The sequence below is a fragment of the Mesorhizobium sp. NZP2077 genome (assembly GCF_013170805.1).
GTDB lineage: Bacteria > Pseudomonadota > Alphaproteobacteria > Rhizobiales > Rhizobiaceae > Mesorhizobium.
On record NZ_CP051293.1, the window covers coordinates 6,764,384 to 6,780,881 of the forward strand.

Below are 16,498 nucleotides of genomic sequence, written 5' to 3' on the forward strand. Positions count from 1 at the left end.
GGCGTTCCGCGCACCGTTCGAGATGGAAGTTGGGCGGCGCAGAATTGGATCGGGTTGGTCGCGCGTTGGCTTTGCGGTCTCTTCGGTGGTGAAATGGTCGCAACGTTATCGTGCTCCGGTAGCGCCGGGAAGATGGGCGGCCATCGCAAACGCGTTCTGCAGCCGCATCGAACTTTCATCCGCGACCAAAGGACCGGAAGTAGAATTTCGAGCTGATCGTAGGCCGCTCGCTGCCTGAAGAGGGTGCTCCGCGCTACATCGGTTTCGTCTATGGCTATGATCGCGAGCCGCAACGGCGCATTCTCGACCATCTCAAGAAGCAGCCCGTCCAAGCCAATCAGGATATCACCTTCGTTACCGACGGTGGGGAAGAATCGCCGACTGGTTCCATATCACCGTGCGCATCAGGGTCCTTCGGCAGTTCGTGCAAGGGCTCGAAAACCAGGACGAGCAGACCGGACAGGACCTGCTCGAAACTCTGCGCAGGATCAAATGGCATCTCTGGCATGTTGACGTCTATCGGGCCCGTCACGAAATCGCCGACCTGCAATTCGACGCGGAAGGTCTCGAAACAGGCTAGCCGAACATGCGCAAGTTCCTGACCGCCATCGGCGAGCTCACCAGGCCTACATCGCCTCCAACAGTGCCAGCCTGATTAATTACGGCGAGCGTTAGCGGTCCGGAGATCGCATCTCTTCGGCCCTCGTCAAGGCCACCGTCAACGCCGTTCCAAGCGGGTCGCCAACAAATGGCAGATGCAGTGGAGCAGGATCGGCGCACATCTTCTGCTGCAAACCCGCACGCAGATCCTCGATGACCGTCCCGACGCGCTTGGCGTGCAGCCGCTCACCTCGCCCGCGCCCCGCGGTGGTTCTTGCCAAGAGACGCTCGCTCGCATCTAACGAAAACCGCCGCTGCATTTAGCTGCATCCATTGTTCGGATGCGTGCGATCCAAACAATCAATTTGTTCAATCAGCTTCTTGAAAGCTAACCCTTGTTTGGTGGAACATGGGCTCTGGTCGTCGACGCTGGCTTAATGCAGGGGCTGCACGCAGGAGATACAATGCACAGAGATCGCAACCGGGTAGCGGCATAATGGCTGGCCGACCGGTGTCATCCCCAGGCTGCCGCAGCGTGCGGCTTGTCTGTCCCTCCATGATCTCTCGGAAGACAGTTCCGAATACTGCGACCGGTTGCCCGCCTTGTGTGTCGCCTCGATCTCATAACCGATGGTGAGCTGCTCAATGGGCTATCCTTCGCCGGATAAGAGATGAAGTGCGAACGCTCTCGGGGATCATGCCGATCGTACGTACGTCCTGCTTACTCTGGTCAGGCATAGGGCGCAATTTGTTGGCCCAGCTATGAAACTCTTGCCGGAAGTTAGCTCTGCCGCGTGCGTGATGGCTTGAGCGGACTGACGCAACGAAGGCTCACGAGTATTCGGTTCCTGCCGTCATTATGACGAGACTCAACGGTACCTTCAACATCGGCGTGGTTCGACTCGCCGCGCGAAAACAGGCAAATCTCGATTGAATCCGTCACGCGGTGTCAGCCTGGCATTGGTGCCTTCCCTTCTCAACAACTATCAAATCAGCATTCACGATAGCCCAGTTATCGTTCTCACGTGCCGTAACGCCGTGCCTTCAGTTTCCACGTTCGCGTCGAGCTCGCGAGTGGCCAGAGTTCGGAACAGAACGGTCGAAGTCTAATCGCCGCGAAATTCAACGGAGGGTCAGCGGGGCCAAGGGGGCAAAGTGCGACGGTGTCTAAGCCGTCTTTATGAGGGGAGAGGTACACATGGCTTTCCTGTTCCAGCAGCATCCGGCCGCATACCGAACCGATGCGGAGCTAGAATTCAGGTCAGACTTTCGCAACCCATGCGCTGCGGGTCGAACGCCGTTCCCTTGGGAAACATGGCTCAGTGGCGACAAAGCATTTGTCCTCGCCTTAGCCGCCTCGATTGCGCTCTTGGTCGGGACGCAGAGGCAGGCCCCCAAGATCAACGACGCGGTCATAAGCGAGCTGCGAACGATTCAGATCAACGATGCATTGCTCCAACGCGACGTCGCCCGTGCTCGGACCGACATGGAAGTGGACCACTCGGTTGCTTCTACCGGACAGGCATTGCAAAGGAATCTTGAAGACTTGCAGCGCGATTTCGAGATTTCGCCCGATGAGGCCTCCGGGCAATCCAGATTGCTCGCGCAGCTCGTAAACTCGATCGAAAACACGCAGGCTGCCATCTCAGCCTTGGTCAAGCATAATCAGCGTATGCATAGCTCTCTCGCAGATCTTGCTCGTTCAATTGACCGCCTTGAGGGCGGCAAGCTTGAACTCTCCGAACTGATCGTGTTTTCAGTCGAACCGGGGCTTACCCTCGCCTCACAGATGGAGCTTCTCGAAAGATTTACTCCGGGCCAGGCCCGAGCTGTCGCGGATGTCGTGGCCAGGTTCCGCCCTGTCCTGTCTTCTTTATGGAGGTTGGAGCAAGCTGCCGATCAGATCGCATCCCTCGACACGTTCTCCAAGGCTGCCGAACTGGAGCGAGAGCATCTGAAAGGCTACAGTTTGGCCGGCGCGCAGGCGCAGCGTACGTGGCTTTTCTTTGGCTCTGTGTCCATATGCCTTTGCTTGGCAGCGATCATTAGGGCGTTCAGGCAGCATCTGCGGACCAACCGGTTAGAAAAAAGGTTGGAGCTTGAAGAGGAATTGAGCGCGATCGAAGCTCGCTTCAACGATAGTATAGCAAAGAATGCCTCGGCGCGCTGTTCCACCGAAGCAGCCCTTAGACTCATTCAACGCGTTTTCGATGCGGACCAATGCGCGCTTACTCTGGTGGATCCGAGTCTCATCAGGCATACCGAGTACTTTGTGGTGAACACGTGCATGCGCGTCTGGAACGTCGCGCTTATTGATGAAGTCGTTTCACTTGTCCGCGCCGGACGGCCATTGTTTCGCGTCATCCCGGCGGCGGAAATGGTTCGGACCGCCAGAGGCTCTTCCGGTGTTTGTCAAATTGTTGGTTGCAGCGCCTCCGGTCAGCAGGTTGCCGTTTGCATCCTCGTCTTTGAAGGAGATCGCTCACTCCCTTCAGCCGACGACCTCCGGGTTCTTGCCAGTGCTATTGCGCGTCTAAGCAACCATCTTGAAATGCAGCGTATAAATGCGGAACGCGACCTTCTGGTGAATCGATGGGAGCATGTGGAAAGGCTGAGGACTGTCGGCACAATCGCAAGCGGCGCTACACATGAATTCAATAATATTTTAGGATCAATAATTGGATTTTCAGAGATCGCACTAGGTCTTGTGCGTCGGCCCTCGAGAATTCAAAACTCCATCAACCAAATCCTCTTAGCTGGACACCGAGCCAAGCTGATCGTTGACCAGATTTTGGCACTCAGCCAAAAACGCAAGCGCGTGGCAGTGCCTTTCAATATCTCCGAAATTGTAATGGACCTTGCGCCACTGCTGCGCATTACAGTTCGTGCAGATGTTCAGTTGCATTTCAAGATCAACGAGTGGCAAACGGTTGTCGAGGGCAGCCCAACCGAGATACAGCAGATCCTTATGAATCTGTGCAAGAACGCATCGGAGGCTGTCTTGAACGACGGCCGTGTCGAGGTTGGCGTTTCACGGACCCGCATCTGCGAAACAAAGCGGTTGGCTCAGGGCACCTTGAGACCTGGAGATTACGTTCTGCTCTCCATCAGCGACGATGGCCCAGGAATCGCAGGTTCGGTACTTCCGCATGTCTTTGAGCCTTTTTTTACCACACGCTCTCGCGTCGGCGGGACCGGGCTGGGTCTTGCTGCAGTGGACAGGCAGGTGTGCGTGCTCGCAGGATGCCTAGACGTCAGCTCGGTTGTTGGCCGAGGTACGCGCTTTGATATTTACTTGCCAGCCTCCGAGGAGGAGCCAGTCAGCGCTGACGTCACTTTCGGCCCATACAACGGATCACCGGCCAACGGCGGAATCATTGCAGTCGTGGAGCCCGATCCAGCAGAGTTGGAGATTCACAAGGACAATATCGCCGCGCTGGGTTATGAGCCGATCGGCTTCGCGACCTTCGAAAGTCTTTGCGGCTGGATCGAGAGCGGGAAGGCAGCTGACCTGCTGATTTTGGCGAAGACGCCTTTCCTCGAGCGAGGACGGGCCGAGTCCGTATGCCCCACCATCATGGCGGTGCCTTTCATAGTCATCGGTGACATCGACCCCATGCCGGTCACATCTGACAATCAGGCCTTCGTCCTTCGGCTAGCGAGACCGGTCTCGTCCAGGACAATAGAGCATGCGATTCGTATAATGATGATGGCGTGATGCCGCCGACTCGCTCATTCTATGCAAGTGTGAGAAGGCCTGGCAAAAGACATCGAAGCAGAACAAAACGACGCGTCGCATCACAATGGACTTCGATCCCGAGACGTTGTTCTAGCCTTAGTGCTTGTTAAGGAGGTCGGCTACTGTCTCTCCCCGTCGCCGGGCATCGGCGGCGAGCCATACCTCTCCCACCTCGTACAGGTCACCTTGGGTGTGGAACGGCACAATGACGTCAACGGCAGCCGACAGCATGTCAAGAAGCGTTCGATCTTCCACAGCGGCTCCTTGCGGGCTGCTCTTGACGAGGGAAAAGAGCTTTTTGAAGCCCTGGACCGGATCAGCCCCATGGATCGTTGATATTGATCCCGCGTGGCCGGAGACGACTTCGCTAAGGTAGGCCCATGCAGCATCATCGCGCATCTCGCCGAGCAATATTCGGTCAGGGCGCATGCGCAAGCTCGCTTGCAGCAGTTGCTCGGCTGTCACCGCACCTACGCCGGCTCGGTCCTTCGGATAGAGTAACCGGACATGGTTCTCGTGCGGGATTACAAGCTCCAGCGTGTCCTCGATACTTATCAGTCTCTCTTGCGGGGGTATAGCGTTGATCAAAGTCTTGCTCATTGTCGTTTTGCCGCTTCCAGTAGGTCCGCAAAGCAGCATCGTGAGCCGTCCCGAAACACACGCTTGCAAAAACTTCTCCAAGTCACCATCGTCGTATTGCTGAAGAATAGTTTGGTCCTGCCGCTCTTGGCGCTGTTTTCGTGACCGCCATTGATTCCAACGTGAGTATTCGTAGCGAGAAGAAACTTCCTTCAGTTCGGTCACACGACTTGAAGGACGCCGTATCGTCAGGCTTACTGTTCCTGAGGGAACAGCGGGCGGCAAACAGATCTGCAGCCGCTCTCCGTTCGGCAGCTCAGTCGCACAGAGGGGGCTTTGCGGTCCGACATCTTGCTTGCGCAGCGCTCCAGCGAGAATCGCGATGTCCTCCAGATCGTTATAACCTAGTGGTAGCGGATGTTTCGTGAAGACGCCGGCTTGTCGCACAAACGCTTCCCCAGGCCGGTTGATAGCGACCTCTTCGGTCCTCGGCTCCTCAAGCCATTTCAGAACGGGGTCGAGAAGCAAACGCAATTGAGGGTCAGCCTCCGATCGCATTGTTGTCTCTCCGGCGTTGGCGATGTTGGGGGGCTGGCGCCACGACGGTTGCCGTGAGACCGTATACATCCGAGAAATCGAGGTCGCGCGCCACAAAGATGGATACAGCATCTCCCTGGTTTTTCTTCAGGGTTGGCGGGATGTTGACCGTCGCTCTCAGTGTCGTCTCGACGGCTTGTCCGCCATTGCTCTGGAAGCTGTTGATGCCGCTTCCTCCGCCAGAGCTCGCCGCGTATTGACCGGCCGCCTGGAACGCGCCTTGAAGGACGCTCATCAGCATTGCTCCGCCAAAGCGTTCCCGGAAGTGATTATCCACCGTGCCAGGCACTCCGGAGCGGCCGAGCTCGTCAGCGCCCGGCGATGCTATCGAAACGAGGGCATGGTCAGGTGTTTCGATGCGCGTCCACAGCACGAAGACACGCGCATCCCCCTGTTCGAGACCATGCTGGATCTCGCCAATCACGGTCGTCCCACGATCCAAGAGCACGACATTGTTGGTGGCGCCGCGGACGTCTTTAGGTAAGACGCACTTCACATAACCGGGTAAATTTGTGTCGACTGCCGTTTGCAAAAGGCAAGGAATGATCGTTCCCTGAGTAATCACGAGATCAGGGTGCGGCAAAAGCGTGGCCCGGCTCGGCTCCTGTATGTCTGGCTTCAATCGGCCCGACAGGTCGCCACCGATCGAAATCTCATCCGCGGTCGCGGGAGCATCCTTGTGGTCGTCTTCGCTCCGCTGAGCCACGTCGGGCTTTTGACTGCTGCTGCTGTAGGCGAAAATTGGTGACTCCTCGGGCGGCGGTTCAGCTGCCGCGGGTTGCGGCGTGGATGGCGCAGGATCTGCCGCCTGCGCCGCCTTTGCAGGTGCTGGAGGTTCGGGAGCAAGCTCAATAGGCACGGGGCGGAACGGCTCGGCGTTCGGGGAAATTGGCGGGTTTGGCTGAGATGGTTCGTCTTGTGTGCTGGGACGACTTCCGAGCCAGATGAGCGACAGAGATGAGATGAGAACAAGACCGGCGACGGCCAATTTCTGTGATCCCGAAACATGCCGGCGGGCCGGCTCCGAGACCAACGATCCGGATGCATTTACATCGTGTCCCGACTGTGGGCCGGTTTCATTCATCGGCCCGAGCCTTTCAAAACGCGCCACACGTCGGGTCTCACTGTACCGGTCCCCGGCGCTTGTCCAACAGGATCATATGCCCTGTTGAAAATCGACAATACCGTATTGCCATCTCTCAGACGCCATTCCCGGGCGACTGCGGATACTTCAACATAGTCGCCTTTGACTGTGAAGTTGGCAGCGGCTTCCTTGCCGTCGGGATTGATAATGTAGAGGGAGGGTATACGGGAATTGCTTGCGAAGCCAAATACGGTGGTAAAGCCATTGTCGAAAACCTGCAGCGGCGCCAGCGATCGATCGCCCTTTGCGACGTAGTGAAAATTGCTTTCGTCGGAACTGGCAGTTGTACCGGGCCGATTCAACAAATCCTGAACCCTCTGTTCCTGCAGCACCTTTGCCCGGGCCTGACCAAGAATCGAGCGCTTTTCTGCTGCCTGTCTCAAAGCAGCGGCCTCATCACCGGGATAGGTGAACTGCACACTGTAGTATAAGTCAGGTTGCTGCTCATCTAATTTTGGCATCGCTCTCGTTGAAATGCTGAAGACATATCTGCGGGTACCGGACTCACTGTCGGCCAGAACGACGACCGGCTGCGGCGGCAGGATCCGGCTGGCCTTAAAGAACAGGTAGTTGGCGCGTGGGAGCGCAGCCAGGTCTTTGCTATTGGAAACGGCCACGGCTGCGACGGTCTCGTTGGCCGCGAATGTGACGACCAGCGTTGCCCCCACCGCGGTCGACAGGCGCACCACTTCGTCGGGACGGTAAGCCAAGTAGCGCATCCGCGCATCATGCTTGCCGGCAAGCGGGGTGTCTTCCGCGGAAGCCTCCAGCGTTAAGAGTAGTGAACAGGCCAGTGCGAGAAACGCTCTTTTTGTCATGGCTGCACGTCACCCAGGTTCGACACGCTATCTTCCGAGGTTTGATAGGAAGTGACGAGTAGACCTCCCGGATTGGTGAGCCTTGATTGGGCAGGCAGATCTGTCAGGCGCTCGTAGCGGATGGTTGCTGTCCAGGTGGTCACCAACGGCATCTGCCCATCGATGGAAAGGGTGCGTTTGTATCGGATCTGTTGAACGTCCGGACTGATGTCGTTTGAGGAAATATGCCCGACTTCGAGCTTGCCGAGCTTGCCGACTGTGACTTGCGGCGAGGTGGGATTCGGATAATTGAAGAAATCTTGATATTGCTGCCGCACAGCCGGTGCGCTGAAACTGGATACGAGGTCATAGCCGTATTGGGCGGAATCGGCTGTGTAGCTCTCGCGCAGGCGTACATATTCCCACAGCGAAGCATTTATGACGGCTCGCTCTTGGGTTGCCGGCAGTCGAGAGACTGACACTTCGCTGTCAACTGTTCCATCCGGGCGTACCCAGAGGAACACAGGTACGAGCTTGGCCAACGGGACCATGGCAGCGATGGTAAATGCCTGCGCAACATTTCCTAGGACCGCCGCTGCCGCAAAGGCTATGAGGGCCTTTGACAGGCGCCGCGCAGACTTCGCTCGTGAAGTTTGAAACGCTTCCACCTTCTTATAGTGGGCGGCTAGCGTTTCTCTCTCCACCAGAAGGGCATGTTCAGGAAATTTCACTTGGGCTCTTTCGCACATTCGACTTGAAGATCTTCAGGGGAGGTTTCCCATTGTCCCACGTTCAGTTGGAATGGCGAACCCGTGCAGGTCGCAAGCTTATCGGTTGTCTTGCAGGCCGCCAAAGCCAGTATTGACAAAAGTAGATAGTATTTCATGTTGAGGTACCGCGCTTGTCGATTGATTAACCACCTGCCGTTTTGGCAATGCGGCGATTGAGGCTGCTAAGAGATTGGTTCGCACCTGCCCAAGAACCGCCGGCTATGCTGCTGGCGATCGTCGGAAGCGCGACGATCAAAGCGTCACCAGCTAGGAAAAGCATATCGAGCTCGTAAAGCCCGATGATCTTGGCTGCTGTCGTACCCTTGTATTTGATCACCGCAAGCATGACTCCCAGCGCGACTGATTCGGCCGCGATAACTATCGTTGCAACGATGTTGAGGAGGACAAGCAGCAGCCCGTATGAGAGCAGTTGGCCGATCCATCTGGTAGCCATGTCTCGAGTGTGATCAAAAAGATAGCCTACAAGAACGAGGGGGCCGATCGCCAGGAGCACCTTCGTCAGAATTCCAACGGCATCATAGATCTCGAACGCTGTCCAGAGCGAGCCGTACAAAATCCATTGCGCTCCCTGGAAGGCAAGTATGTCCTGCTGATTCATTGGCCCAATTTCGGAAGCAATCCGCTGAAAGGCACTCTGACTTGCAGCGAACATTACGTCGAGCTTCTGGGGGATACCGATGAAGGGCAAGGTGCTTCCGCTGATCTGGTGGGCAAGCTTTGGAATCGTGTCGTCGAAGACCGATTCAATGTACAGCTGATAGTTGGCCTGCCCTAAGATGAGGGCGACGACAATCGATACCGTGACTACGCGCGAGATACCTCCGCGCGCGTCGACTTGACCGCGCATGACCAGAAAGCCTTGGATTATGATCCAGAGCGTGACGCACGCAACCAGAGGCGCACTGACCGCCTCTTGGACGTTTCCAATCACTTTGTGCAGCCCCACCGTAAAGGCCCCATGAAAGATCGCGTGTATGGCCGTGAATGGCGCAGGAATTCTGAAAACCATTGCGTGAACCTTATTTGCCCCTGATCAGCGCAGATGAGCCGGATGAACTAAGCGTCGCTACTCAAACATTCTGGCGGTGTCCTGGCGTTCGCGACGCTGCATCGCGGCCTCCTCTGCGGCGTGAAGGCTCGCTTGTGCAGTGGCCATCGTCAGCAGACTCGTGGCCTGGACATTTTGGATAATCGCATCATGAATCTGCTTGAGGACCAGACCGTTGGTGACGGTGGCCTGCACAATATTTCCCGAGCGGGAAAGCTGACCAAGCGTGTTGTCATTGGCCTTAAGGCGCTTGTCCATTACGCCCAGAGTGTCGGCTGCAAGAGCTGCGGCATTGATGGCACCAGCGATTTGTCCCTGTAACAGTTTCGCTTCCGAATCCGTGCCGTCGACTTTCCGGTTTGGGTTGTCCGCAATTGCACGCGCTTTAATCGAAGTTGGCGCCTGACCCTCAAACATCTGCCTCTCAAGCTGATTGCCCGACGGGTAGTGATTTCCTTGGTTCAGTGAACTTAGCAGCCCCGTGACACCGAATGACGAACTTAGTATCTCCACCATTTCCATCGTGGAAGCGAGCGTCTGGGCTGACTTTATCAGGATCTGCGCGGTGGAAACCGCTGTTAAGCCCGCTTGTGTTACTACCGCCGGGTCGATGACGACAAATTGCGACCGGGCCTGTCCGCTAAGTAGAAAGGAAGCGGCAAGCGTCGTTGCTGCAAGCGTGGGAAATCTCATGAATATTCCTCCGTCAGTCTTGAATTTCGTGGTAACGAGTCATGAACTTGTTGAGCCACGCACTTGGGGCATCTCCGTGCTGGTCACGAAGCTGGTCGACAAAGCGCACGGTGTTGGCCCGCCCCGAGAGTACGGCTACATACTCGCGCATCTGGCCAAGATCGAATTCGCAAACAACACTCCCGCTCTCGCGCTTGAGCAAAAACTTGCGGCTGCCAATTGCCATTCCCTGGCGGATTGCCTCGAACTCCTGCGTGGTGCACTTCAAGCCATCGACATACGCGGCCCGGTCGGCCGTCGGTGATGGGTAGAAGATCTTGGTCATGCATTGTGCAACGAGACTGGCTCCGAGGGGCGATTCAAGCACGTGTTCAGGCTGCTGCGTTGCGAGTATCAACATGCCGTTGTTCTTGCGGACGGTGAGCAGGAACTTGTCGATAACAGCCGAGAACTGCGGGTTGAGCAGATAGAAGCGAAATTCGTCGCAGCTCATGACGAACCGACGGCCATCGACAACAGCGCCCACGCGGTGAAGAAGATATGCGGCGGCCGGCGCACAAACCTCCTCAAATTCCAGGAGCTGCGTCATGTCGAAGCCGGTAATGGAGGCATCCAGCCTGACTTCGTCCTCATCGCCGTCAAAGGCCCATCCAAGCGCATTCCCTCTACACCACCGCTGCAGCCGTGCTCCCGCGCCCTCCGAGGGGCTGTGCAGCAGGAATTCGCGCAGGCCCGCAAGTGAGCGCATGGCGGGTTCGAACGAAAGTTGACGAAGAATGCCACGTTCCAGTCGACGGCTTTCCTCCGGCGAGATCGGACCACGGCCGTCACTCTCGATGAGGGCCATCAGCCATTCGCGCAGAAAGTCCAACGAGGCGGAGGTGTTGTCCAGTCCGCGCAGAGGGGCCAAGCCGCTCGGAGCGCCTCTGCGCAACGCAAGGTATGTCCCTCCCGTGGCTCGCACCAGCAGTTCACCACCCCGGTCTTTATCGAAAAAGACGATGGCACCATTGCGATCGACCACGCTTTGCTCAAGCATCGCGAGGATAAAGGTCATCAGCGTCGTCTTGCCTTTGCCGACGGGTCCGAATATCGCCGTCATGCCGACGTCATTCTCATGGGGGATGTAGTCGAAAGACGTTCCACCGTTTGTGCGAAAGCGCGCAACAGCTTTGCCCCAGTGGCCGGAGCTGGAACCGCTGGGGAAGTTCTCAAATGAGACAAGCCCGGCAAAATTGTACGAGGTGATCGCCCCGGGGCGCGTGCGCCACCTGTTGTTCCCCGGGAGTTGGGACCAGTACGCGGCCTCCATGCCGATACCCTCTTGGACGATAACGGCGCCTGTGTCGGCCAGCCTTGCGCGCGCATTTGCTGCGCGATCTGCAAGGCTATTGAGGCTGTCGCCATAGACGCACAGGCTCAGATGATGCGAACCCATGACGAACTCGTTGCTTGCCAGTGCGTCCTCTGCCTCGGCAAGTTCATTGATCTGGGTGAGAGCCTTGTCGCCGGCGCTCGTCATCTGGCTGGATTTAAGGCTAAGCTTCGCATGAGCTTGTGGCCGAGTGAGGAAGGAAAAGCTCTGGCTCAGGACAAGCGGGAAGTTGGCGGACAGTAAGGGATTTAGCATGCCTGGCCGCGTCGTCGCCGGATATTCACGGAACGAAAACAATGATCCCACGGAGCTATCCCCGGGTCTTCGAATCTCAAGCGCCCGCTTCCCGCAGATGACCCGATCAGTGTAGATCGAGGCGCCAAGCGAGCCGGTAACCATCGGAACCGGAAGAAACCGGCAAGTCATTATCAACCGAAGCGCCTCACCAATTTCCGTGAAGAGCACGTTGCCTTTCTCGCGAATACCCAACCGGCGCAGACCGTAACCGCCGAGTGAGCCAGCAATGATCTGCCAGAGGTCCTCCAGGCTTCGCATTTGTGTGGCCAGATCGTTGTCATTCCGTCTGGGGGATTTGGCAATGCGCCAGCCTATCTTGCCGATTGCGGTGCGGGGGGACACGACGATAGTGAGGAAGTGATCGTTGCGAAAGAGCTTGCCCGACAGCACATGGCGCTCATAGGCCTCGCTCAGACTGCCAGCAAATGCACTTTGAAACTGGCGCGATGCCGGCTCCGGCACATCGTTATTGCGCACAAGATGAGCGTATAGCGTGACATTGTCATCCGCGATGTTGCGCAAGAGAGTGTTGAACGCGCGGCAGCGCGAATTGCGCATCTCTGCGTCTTCCAAATCAAAGGGCAGGCCGTTCACGTGTGCCATGGCCATGATCGATCCGTCTTCCAGCAGGACAACCTGATCGCTGAGATGACCGACATACGGAAGATAGATCTCGCCAGATCTCTCGGTCCGGCCACTGGCGCCAAACATTACACCATTCCTCTTCCGCGTTTCGGCACTCTGATCGGATTGGCGCTGACGCTCGCGCCACCCCAGACCGGCCCGTCCACGCTTCTGCCGGCAGTCTGCAAATAGAGGAGCGCGACGCTTGCGGCGTTATAGTCACGCTCAACCACCAGCCGTGCCCCGAACCAGAGTGGCACGAGCACGATTTCATAAAGTGGGTTTTGAAGGACAATGATGACGAGACCAGCCAACATCATCAGCAATCCGGCCAGCGTCAGCGGCACCCCCAGAAACAGTGCGGGGCGTGTCGCCGCCACATAGAGGGTGCTCACTTCCAACCGGTCGCTCATCAGCCACCGCCTATGAGCGCCTTGCCCAGGAAGCTGGCGCCGAACATGATGACGATCCCTCCAACGACACCCGCAACCAAGCCAAGTGAAGCACGACCGAACATCCAAGAGATGCCGATGGCCACGAGTCCGAGCACGGCCAGTGATTGTCCGAAGGGGCCAAGTATGAAGGTGCAGATATTCTGGACCATCTTGGCGGGATCCGTCCCTCCGGTCACCTGAGCCGAGGCTGGCCCGATGGAGAAGACCGTCCACGCGGCGCCTGCAGCAGCGGCCGGTACATATTCAGCCGCCGTGCGCAGCATGGAAAAAGGCGAAGGAACACGCGTTTTAAGCGCACGAAGTATTTTGAGTGGCGTCATCATTGTATCTCCATGGTTCAATCGAATACGAGTTTGTTCGGGTTCGAGGATTCCCGCTCTTCCGCAGCCTGGCTGCCTGTCGGACCGGAGGGATCGGCCCCGGAGCGGTTTGACTCATACGAGCCCCAGATGTCCCAAGAATTTCGTTTGGGCTGCTTTCCATTGGCCTGTTGGCTCTGTTGGAGCAGAGGCGGCACGGCTTTCCGACCGGGTGCCTCAAGGTGTGGCGCATCTTGAGCGGTCGGCTCCAGGGTTGGCTCGGGGTGACTCGAGATGTCCTTTGCGGCTGACTCGACCTTGCGTACATAACCGTTGGTGAAGCCACGCGTGACGTCGCCCGTGTTGTAGGCCGAGATGGCACGGCGAAGCGCCAGTTGCTGCGCCGGAGCAGTCGTGCCGCCGGCATACCGGCTTTCAAGCAAGTGGGCGGCGGCCGATAGCGAGGCGCAGGGCTCGAAAGCCTTTTCCGGCGTGAGATTGAGGAAGGAAAAGTTCTTGCTGTTTATCTGCATCAATCCGACATCGACAGAATGTTGTGCTTCGAGGCGGTTCTTGATGCCCCGCGTCGCTTCCAGGCGGTCTATCCAGCGAAGCTGCTCACCTGTGGTGTTGTCATGAGCCACCAGCGTTTCAAAGCCACTTTCAATTTTGGCAATCGCGGCGAGCGTGGACGGCGCAACCCAGGGAGCGCATTTGCGCGACAGGCGGTGGAATTCACGGGGCGAAAGTGGCGCGGGCTCGGCGGGGAATGACATGGATGTCAACAGGGCGATGGCCAGCGGCCAAGCTGCAATAAACATTCCTATCCCCTACCTTTCCAAGCGTCCGGACCGGTTCTGGCCCTGTCCGGCACGCGCTTATCGGGCAGGTTTGTTACTGAGTGATGTTCAAGTTCAGCTTTTCGGTTTCAACTGAAGCAAAGAGCTTGTTCATGTCCGGGTGCATGGGCACCTTGCGCATGCGCGGGTTGCGCGGGCGCGATCAGCCGGCACATCTCGACCATCGTGGTGGACCATTCCTGCGCGGGATTGCCCGCCCCGGCCGTCCGTTGCTCCTGCAGCGTCAACTGCGACTTGGCATGGGCGGTGATGGAATCTTGTGTCAGCGCCTGGCCGAAGGACAAAATGGGGAGCTTGGCGGGTTCATCTCAGGCTGCGGAAGCTTGGGTCGATCGAACGCGAGAACCGACTAGGGCGCCGAGCTGCCCAATGTTGCGGCATGCTGCCGTTGTTGCAAGAGACAGCCATGCGCCCTGCATACTCAGGCATTGGTTGAAACCGCGAGTTCGTCCGCGAAGCTCGTCGGAGGCGCAAAATACGCGGGGACGAGGGTCAACTGGGAAGACGTGGCGGCGCAGCCGGCCTGGTGCGAGACCTGGTTCAGCTGTTCGGCCGCGCCGCGAACTGGTGGGTCACGCACAGTCCCATCGGCAGAAACCGCAGGCGGATTGACGCAGTCCGACAGCGCTCTCGACAAGTACAGTGACAGGCTCAAAAGGAAGGTATTGCATCAACTGAGAAATGTTAGCTCGCAAGGTAACCGTAACCGTAACCGGACCTGCCGATCGCCGGGAACAGGATTGGCGCCGCCGGCCACCTCCCAATGACCTGCCTTGGGCAGGAGACATACCGGTGGCACAAGGCCACTATAGCGAATCACGGCCGTTCTTCGGCCAACCGCCTCTGCGATCAGTCAACCGCCGCGGTGCTCCACCGCGTCGGAGCCGCACGCACGAGCGGGAGGATTTCGAGGTGATCCAGGTCCGCAAGCGCCAGAAACGCGAAGAAGATGCAAGGACATGGCAAGCGACCGGGCGTCCGTGCCGTCGTAATCAAGTGGTGTTGGCAGGCCTACACCAACGGCGGAGCTCGCGAATAAGCGAAGGACCACTCGGCAGGGTCATACCGGCGCTTGCAGCTGTGTGGTGGCCACCGGCTGCCTGGATGCGGTCAATTCGCTGTGGATGAAAAGACCAGGCCGAGCAACGGCCTCACATTGGCCGCACGCACCGGCGAGTGGTAGCAAGGGGCAGCTGTCCTGCGTCGGTGCCCCAAGGGTTGCTCGGCAACAGCTTTAGACAAGGGGATTCAAGATTGAAGGTGAGCCGTTGAAACATGTTCTTGTCATTGACGATGATGCCGCAATGCGACGCCTCATCTCCCAGTATCTCATGATGCATGCCTTGAAGGTGACCGCAGTCAACGATAGCAAGCAGTTTAACTACGTTCTATCGCATGAGCCAGTCGATCTCGTGGTTGTTGACCTCAACCTCGGCCGGGAGGATGGGCTTGCCATCGTCCGCAACCTCGCGACGAAATCGGATTTACCCATCATAGTGATCAGCGGCGACCGGCTTGATGAGGCGGAAAAAGTCGTTGCGCTGGAGCTCGGCGCAACCGATTTCATTCCCAAGCCTTTCGGGCTGCGCGAGTTCTTGGCCCGCATTCGAGTAGGGCTACGCCAGCGCATTTCCAGTCCGCGAACGAAAGATCATCGCTCATTTCGGTTCGGAGCCTGGAAGCTCAGCGTCAAGCAGCGGCGACTGATCTGTGCGGAGCGTGGCGAAGTCAAGCTTACCGCATGTGAGTTCAACCTGCTGATCGCGTTCCTGGAGAACCCCCGCAATGTCCTATCCAGAGAACGGCTTTTGCTCGCGAGCCGTGTGCGTGGAGAAGAGGTCTACGATCGAAGTATCGATGTCCTAATCTTGCGCTTGCGCCGAAAGCTGGAGGCTGATGCGGCCAATCCAAGGCTAGTCAAGACATGCCGTGGTGCAGGGTATTTCTTCAACGCTGACGTAGACGTTAGCTACGGAGGCACCTTGGCCGCGTGACAGGAGCTATTCTGGAGATTGGCTGATGAAGCGTGGCGGTGTTTTCTGGCGGCCCTTAGCTCGGCGCCTGGATGTCTGACCCAAGGCAGCATCTCGTCGATCTGGCTGGGATGGCTGTTGACGATCCTGGTGGTGAGGACGTCGGCGAGATAACCGAGTGACTCGACACCATCGAGCCTGCAGCTTTCGATCAACGACGCAATGACCGCCCAGTGTTCGGCACCGCCGTTCGAGCCGGCGAAGAGCGCGTTCTTGCGGACGGATTGAGCGCTCGACGGTGTTGTTGTCGATCTCGGTGCGACCGTCGTCAACGAAGCGCGAGAGGCCTTCGCAGCGTGAGAGCGTGTAGCGGATTGCCTTGGCGACCTTGGTCTTCTGACCGATCAGGCCGAGCTTTCACGCAGCCAAGGTTCAAGATGGCGACAATAGCGCGGCTATTTTCCCGACGCGTCGCACGGCGTTCATCGGCCGGTCGGCCGCGGATATCGTCCTCGATCTTATTGAGGTGGGCGATCGTCTCAGCGCCTCGCTGGCGATCGGCGAGTTCCAGGCCTACATCGCCTTCCAACAGTGCCAGTCTGATCAATTGCGGCGAGAGCTACCGGT

General features: G+C 57.7%; 14 protein-coding genes and 3 pseudogenes. 4 read left to right on the top strand and 13 right to left on the bottom strand.

All coding sequences use genetic code 11. The features are described from left to right. Positions 1 to 73: 73 nt before the first annotated feature. The 3 genes and pseudogenes from HGP13_RS33315 to HGP13_RS33325 form a co-directional block, all read left to right on the top strand. Positions 74 to 189 (top strand): annotated as a pseudogene (locus HGP13_RS33315) (IS630 family transposase); the annotation flags it as partial. A gap of 2 nt (positions 190 to 191) precedes the next feature. Further along, positions 192 to 815 (top strand): annotated as a pseudogene (locus HGP13_RS33320) (ISKra4 family transposase); the annotation flags it as partial. Positions 816 to 1,798: 983 nt separating this feature from the next. Beyond that, positions 1,799 to 4,318 carry an ATP-binding protein gene (locus tag HGP13_RS33325; protein ID WP_172234057.1) on the top strand — a complete coding sequence of 840 codons (2,520 nt, stop codon included), beginning with the start codon at positions 1,799 to 1,801 and terminating at the stop codon, positions 4,316 to 4,318. A gap of 117 nt (positions 4,319 to 4,435) precedes the next feature. Here the strand turns inward: HGP13_RS33325 and virB11 are convergent, their stop codons facing one another. The 12 genes from virB11 to HGP13_RS33385 form a co-directional block, all read right to left on the bottom strand. Next, positions 4,436 to 5,476, bottom strand: coding sequence for a P-type DNA transfer ATPase VirB11 (gene virB11, locus HGP13_RS33330; protein WP_027056317.1), 1,041 nt, complete (start codon positions 5,474 to 5,476; stop codon positions 4,436 to 4,438). Beyond that, positions 5,460 to 6,599, bottom strand: coding sequence for a type IV secretion system protein VirB10 (gene virB10, locus HGP13_RS33335; protein ID WP_027056318.1), 1,140 nt, complete (start codon positions 6,597 to 6,599; stop codon positions 5,460 to 5,462). The genes virB11 and virB10 overlap by 17 nt, the downstream gene beginning before the upstream one ends. Next, complete coding sequence (locus HGP13_RS33340) at positions 6,596 to 7,477, bottom strand: TrbG/VirB9 family P-type conjugative transfer protein (RefSeq protein ID WP_027056319.1); 882 nt, start codon at positions 7,475 to 7,477, stop codon at positions 6,596 to 6,598. The genes virB10 and HGP13_RS33340 overlap by 4 nt, the downstream gene beginning before the upstream one ends. Beyond that, positions 7,474 to 8,187 carry a type IV secretion system protein VirB8 gene (locus HGP13_RS33345; RefSeq protein WP_027033433.1) on the bottom strand — a complete coding sequence of 238 codons (714 nt, stop codon included), beginning with the start codon at positions 8,185 to 8,187 and terminating at the stop codon, positions 7,474 to 7,476. Before HGP13_RS33345 ends, HGP13_RS33340 begins: the two co-directional genes overlap by 4 nt. After that, positions 8,184 to 8,342 carry a type IV secretion system lipoprotein VirB7 gene (locus HGP13_RS33350; RefSeq protein WP_080680416.1) on the bottom strand — a complete coding sequence of 53 codons (159 nt, stop codon included), beginning with the start codon at positions 8,340 to 8,342 and terminating at the stop codon, positions 8,184 to 8,186. Before HGP13_RS33350 ends, HGP13_RS33345 begins: the two co-directional genes overlap by 4 nt. A 26-nt stretch (positions 8,343 to 8,368) precedes the next feature. Beyond that, positions 8,369 to 9,256 (bottom strand): type IV secretion system protein, encoded by an 888-nt coding sequence (locus tag HGP13_RS33355; RefSeq protein ID WP_027056320.1) that lies wholly within the window; start codon positions 9,254 to 9,256, stop codon positions 8,369 to 8,371. A 57-nt stretch (positions 9,257 to 9,313) separates the two neighbouring features. Then, the gene (locus HGP13_RS33360) at positions 9,314 to 9,988 is read right to left on the bottom strand and encodes a type IV secretion system protein VirB5 (protein WP_027056321.1); all 675 of its coding nucleotides are present in this window, start codon (positions 9,986 to 9,988) and stop codon (positions 9,314 to 9,316) included. Positions 9,989 to 10,001: 13 nt separating this feature from the next. Continuing rightward, positions 10,002 to 12,371, bottom strand: coding sequence for a VirB4 family type IV secretion/conjugal transfer ATPase (locus tag HGP13_RS33365; RefSeq protein WP_027056322.1), 2,370 nt, complete (start codon positions 12,369 to 12,371; stop codon positions 10,002 to 10,004). Beyond that, complete coding sequence (locus tag HGP13_RS33370; RefSeq protein WP_019856520.1) at positions 12,371 to 12,697, bottom strand: type IV secretion system protein VirB3; 327 nt, start codon at positions 12,695 to 12,697, stop codon at positions 12,371 to 12,373. The genes HGP13_RS33365 and HGP13_RS33370 overlap by 1 nt, the downstream gene beginning before the upstream one ends. Further along, positions 12,697 to 13,002, bottom strand: coding sequence for a pilin major subunit VirB2 (virB2, locus tag HGP13_RS33375; RefSeq protein WP_245436993.1), 306 nt, complete (start codon positions 13,000 to 13,002; stop codon positions 12,697 to 12,699). Before virB2 ends, HGP13_RS33370 begins: the two co-directional genes overlap by 1 nt. A 74-nt stretch (positions 13,003 to 13,076) precedes the next feature. Then, complete coding sequence (locus HGP13_RS33380; RefSeq protein ID WP_027056324.1) at positions 13,077 to 13,859, bottom strand: type IV secretion system lytic transglycosylase VirB1; 783 nt, start codon at positions 13,857 to 13,859, stop codon at positions 13,077 to 13,079. 107 nt (positions 13,860 to 13,966) lie between these two features. After that, complete coding sequence (locus HGP13_RS33385) at positions 13,967 to 14,182, bottom strand: hypothetical protein (RefSeq protein ID WP_133117143.1); 216 nt, start codon at positions 14,180 to 14,182, stop codon at positions 13,967 to 13,969. Positions 14,183 to 15,166: 984 nt separating this feature from the next. On the opposite strand from HGP13_RS33385, the gene HGP13_RS33390 reads away from it, so the two are divergent. Next, positions 15,167 to 15,892 (top strand): response regulator, encoded by a 726-nt coding sequence (locus tag HGP13_RS33390; RefSeq protein WP_027033428.1) that lies wholly within the window; start codon positions 15,167 to 15,169, stop codon positions 15,890 to 15,892. Between the two features lie 80 nt (positions 15,893 to 15,972). Here HGP13_RS33390 and HGP13_RS33395 read toward each other — a convergent pair. Next, positions 15,973 to 16,435 (bottom strand): annotated as a pseudogene (locus HGP13_RS33395) (transposase); the annotation flags it as partial. Between the last annotated feature and the right edge of the window lie 63 nt (positions 16,436 to 16,498).

Bases quoted from the DNA above. Each gene is read 5' to 3' on its own strand.
- HGP13_RS33325 (WP_172234057.1), top strand. From the start codon at position 1,799: ATGGCTTTCCTGTTCCAGCAGCATCCGGCCGCATACCGAACCGATGCG.
- virB11 (WP_027056317.1), bottom strand. From the start codon at position 5,476: ATGCGATCGGAGGCTGACCCTCAATTGCGTTTGCTTCTCGACCCCGTT.
- virB10 (WP_027056318.1), bottom strand. From the start codon at position 6,599: ATGAATGAAACCGGCCCACAGTCGGGACACGATGTAAATGCATCCGGA.
- HGP13_RS33340 (WP_027056319.1), bottom strand. From the start codon at position 7,477: ATGACAAAAAGAGCGTTTCTCGCACTGGCCTGTTCACTACTCTTAACG.
- HGP13_RS33350 (WP_080680416.1), bottom strand. From the start codon at position 8,342: ATGAAATACTATCTACTTTTGTCAATACTGGCTTTGGCGGCCTGCAAG.
- HGP13_RS33355 (WP_027056320.1), bottom strand. From the start codon at position 9,256: ATGGTTTTCAGAATTCCTGCGCCATTCACGGCCATACACGCGATCTTT.
- HGP13_RS33360 (WP_027056321.1), bottom strand. From the start codon at position 9,988: ATGAGATTTCCCACGCTTGCAGCAACGACGCTTGCCGCTTCCTTTCTA.
- HGP13_RS33365 (WP_027056322.1), bottom strand. From the start codon at position 12,371: ATGTTTGGCGCCAGTGGCCGGACCGAGAGATCTGGCGAGATCTATCTT.
- HGP13_RS33370 (WP_019856520.1), bottom strand. From the start codon at position 12,697: ATGAGCGACCGGTTGGAAGTGAGCACCCTCTATGTGGCGGCGACACGC.
- virB2 (WP_245436993.1), bottom strand. From the start codon at position 13,002: ATGCTGCGCACGGCGGCTGAATATGTACCGGCCGCTGCTGCAGGCGCC.
- HGP13_RS33380 (WP_027056324.1), bottom strand. From the start codon at position 13,859: ATGTTTATTGCAGCTTGGCCGCTGGCCATCGCCCTGTTGACATCCATG.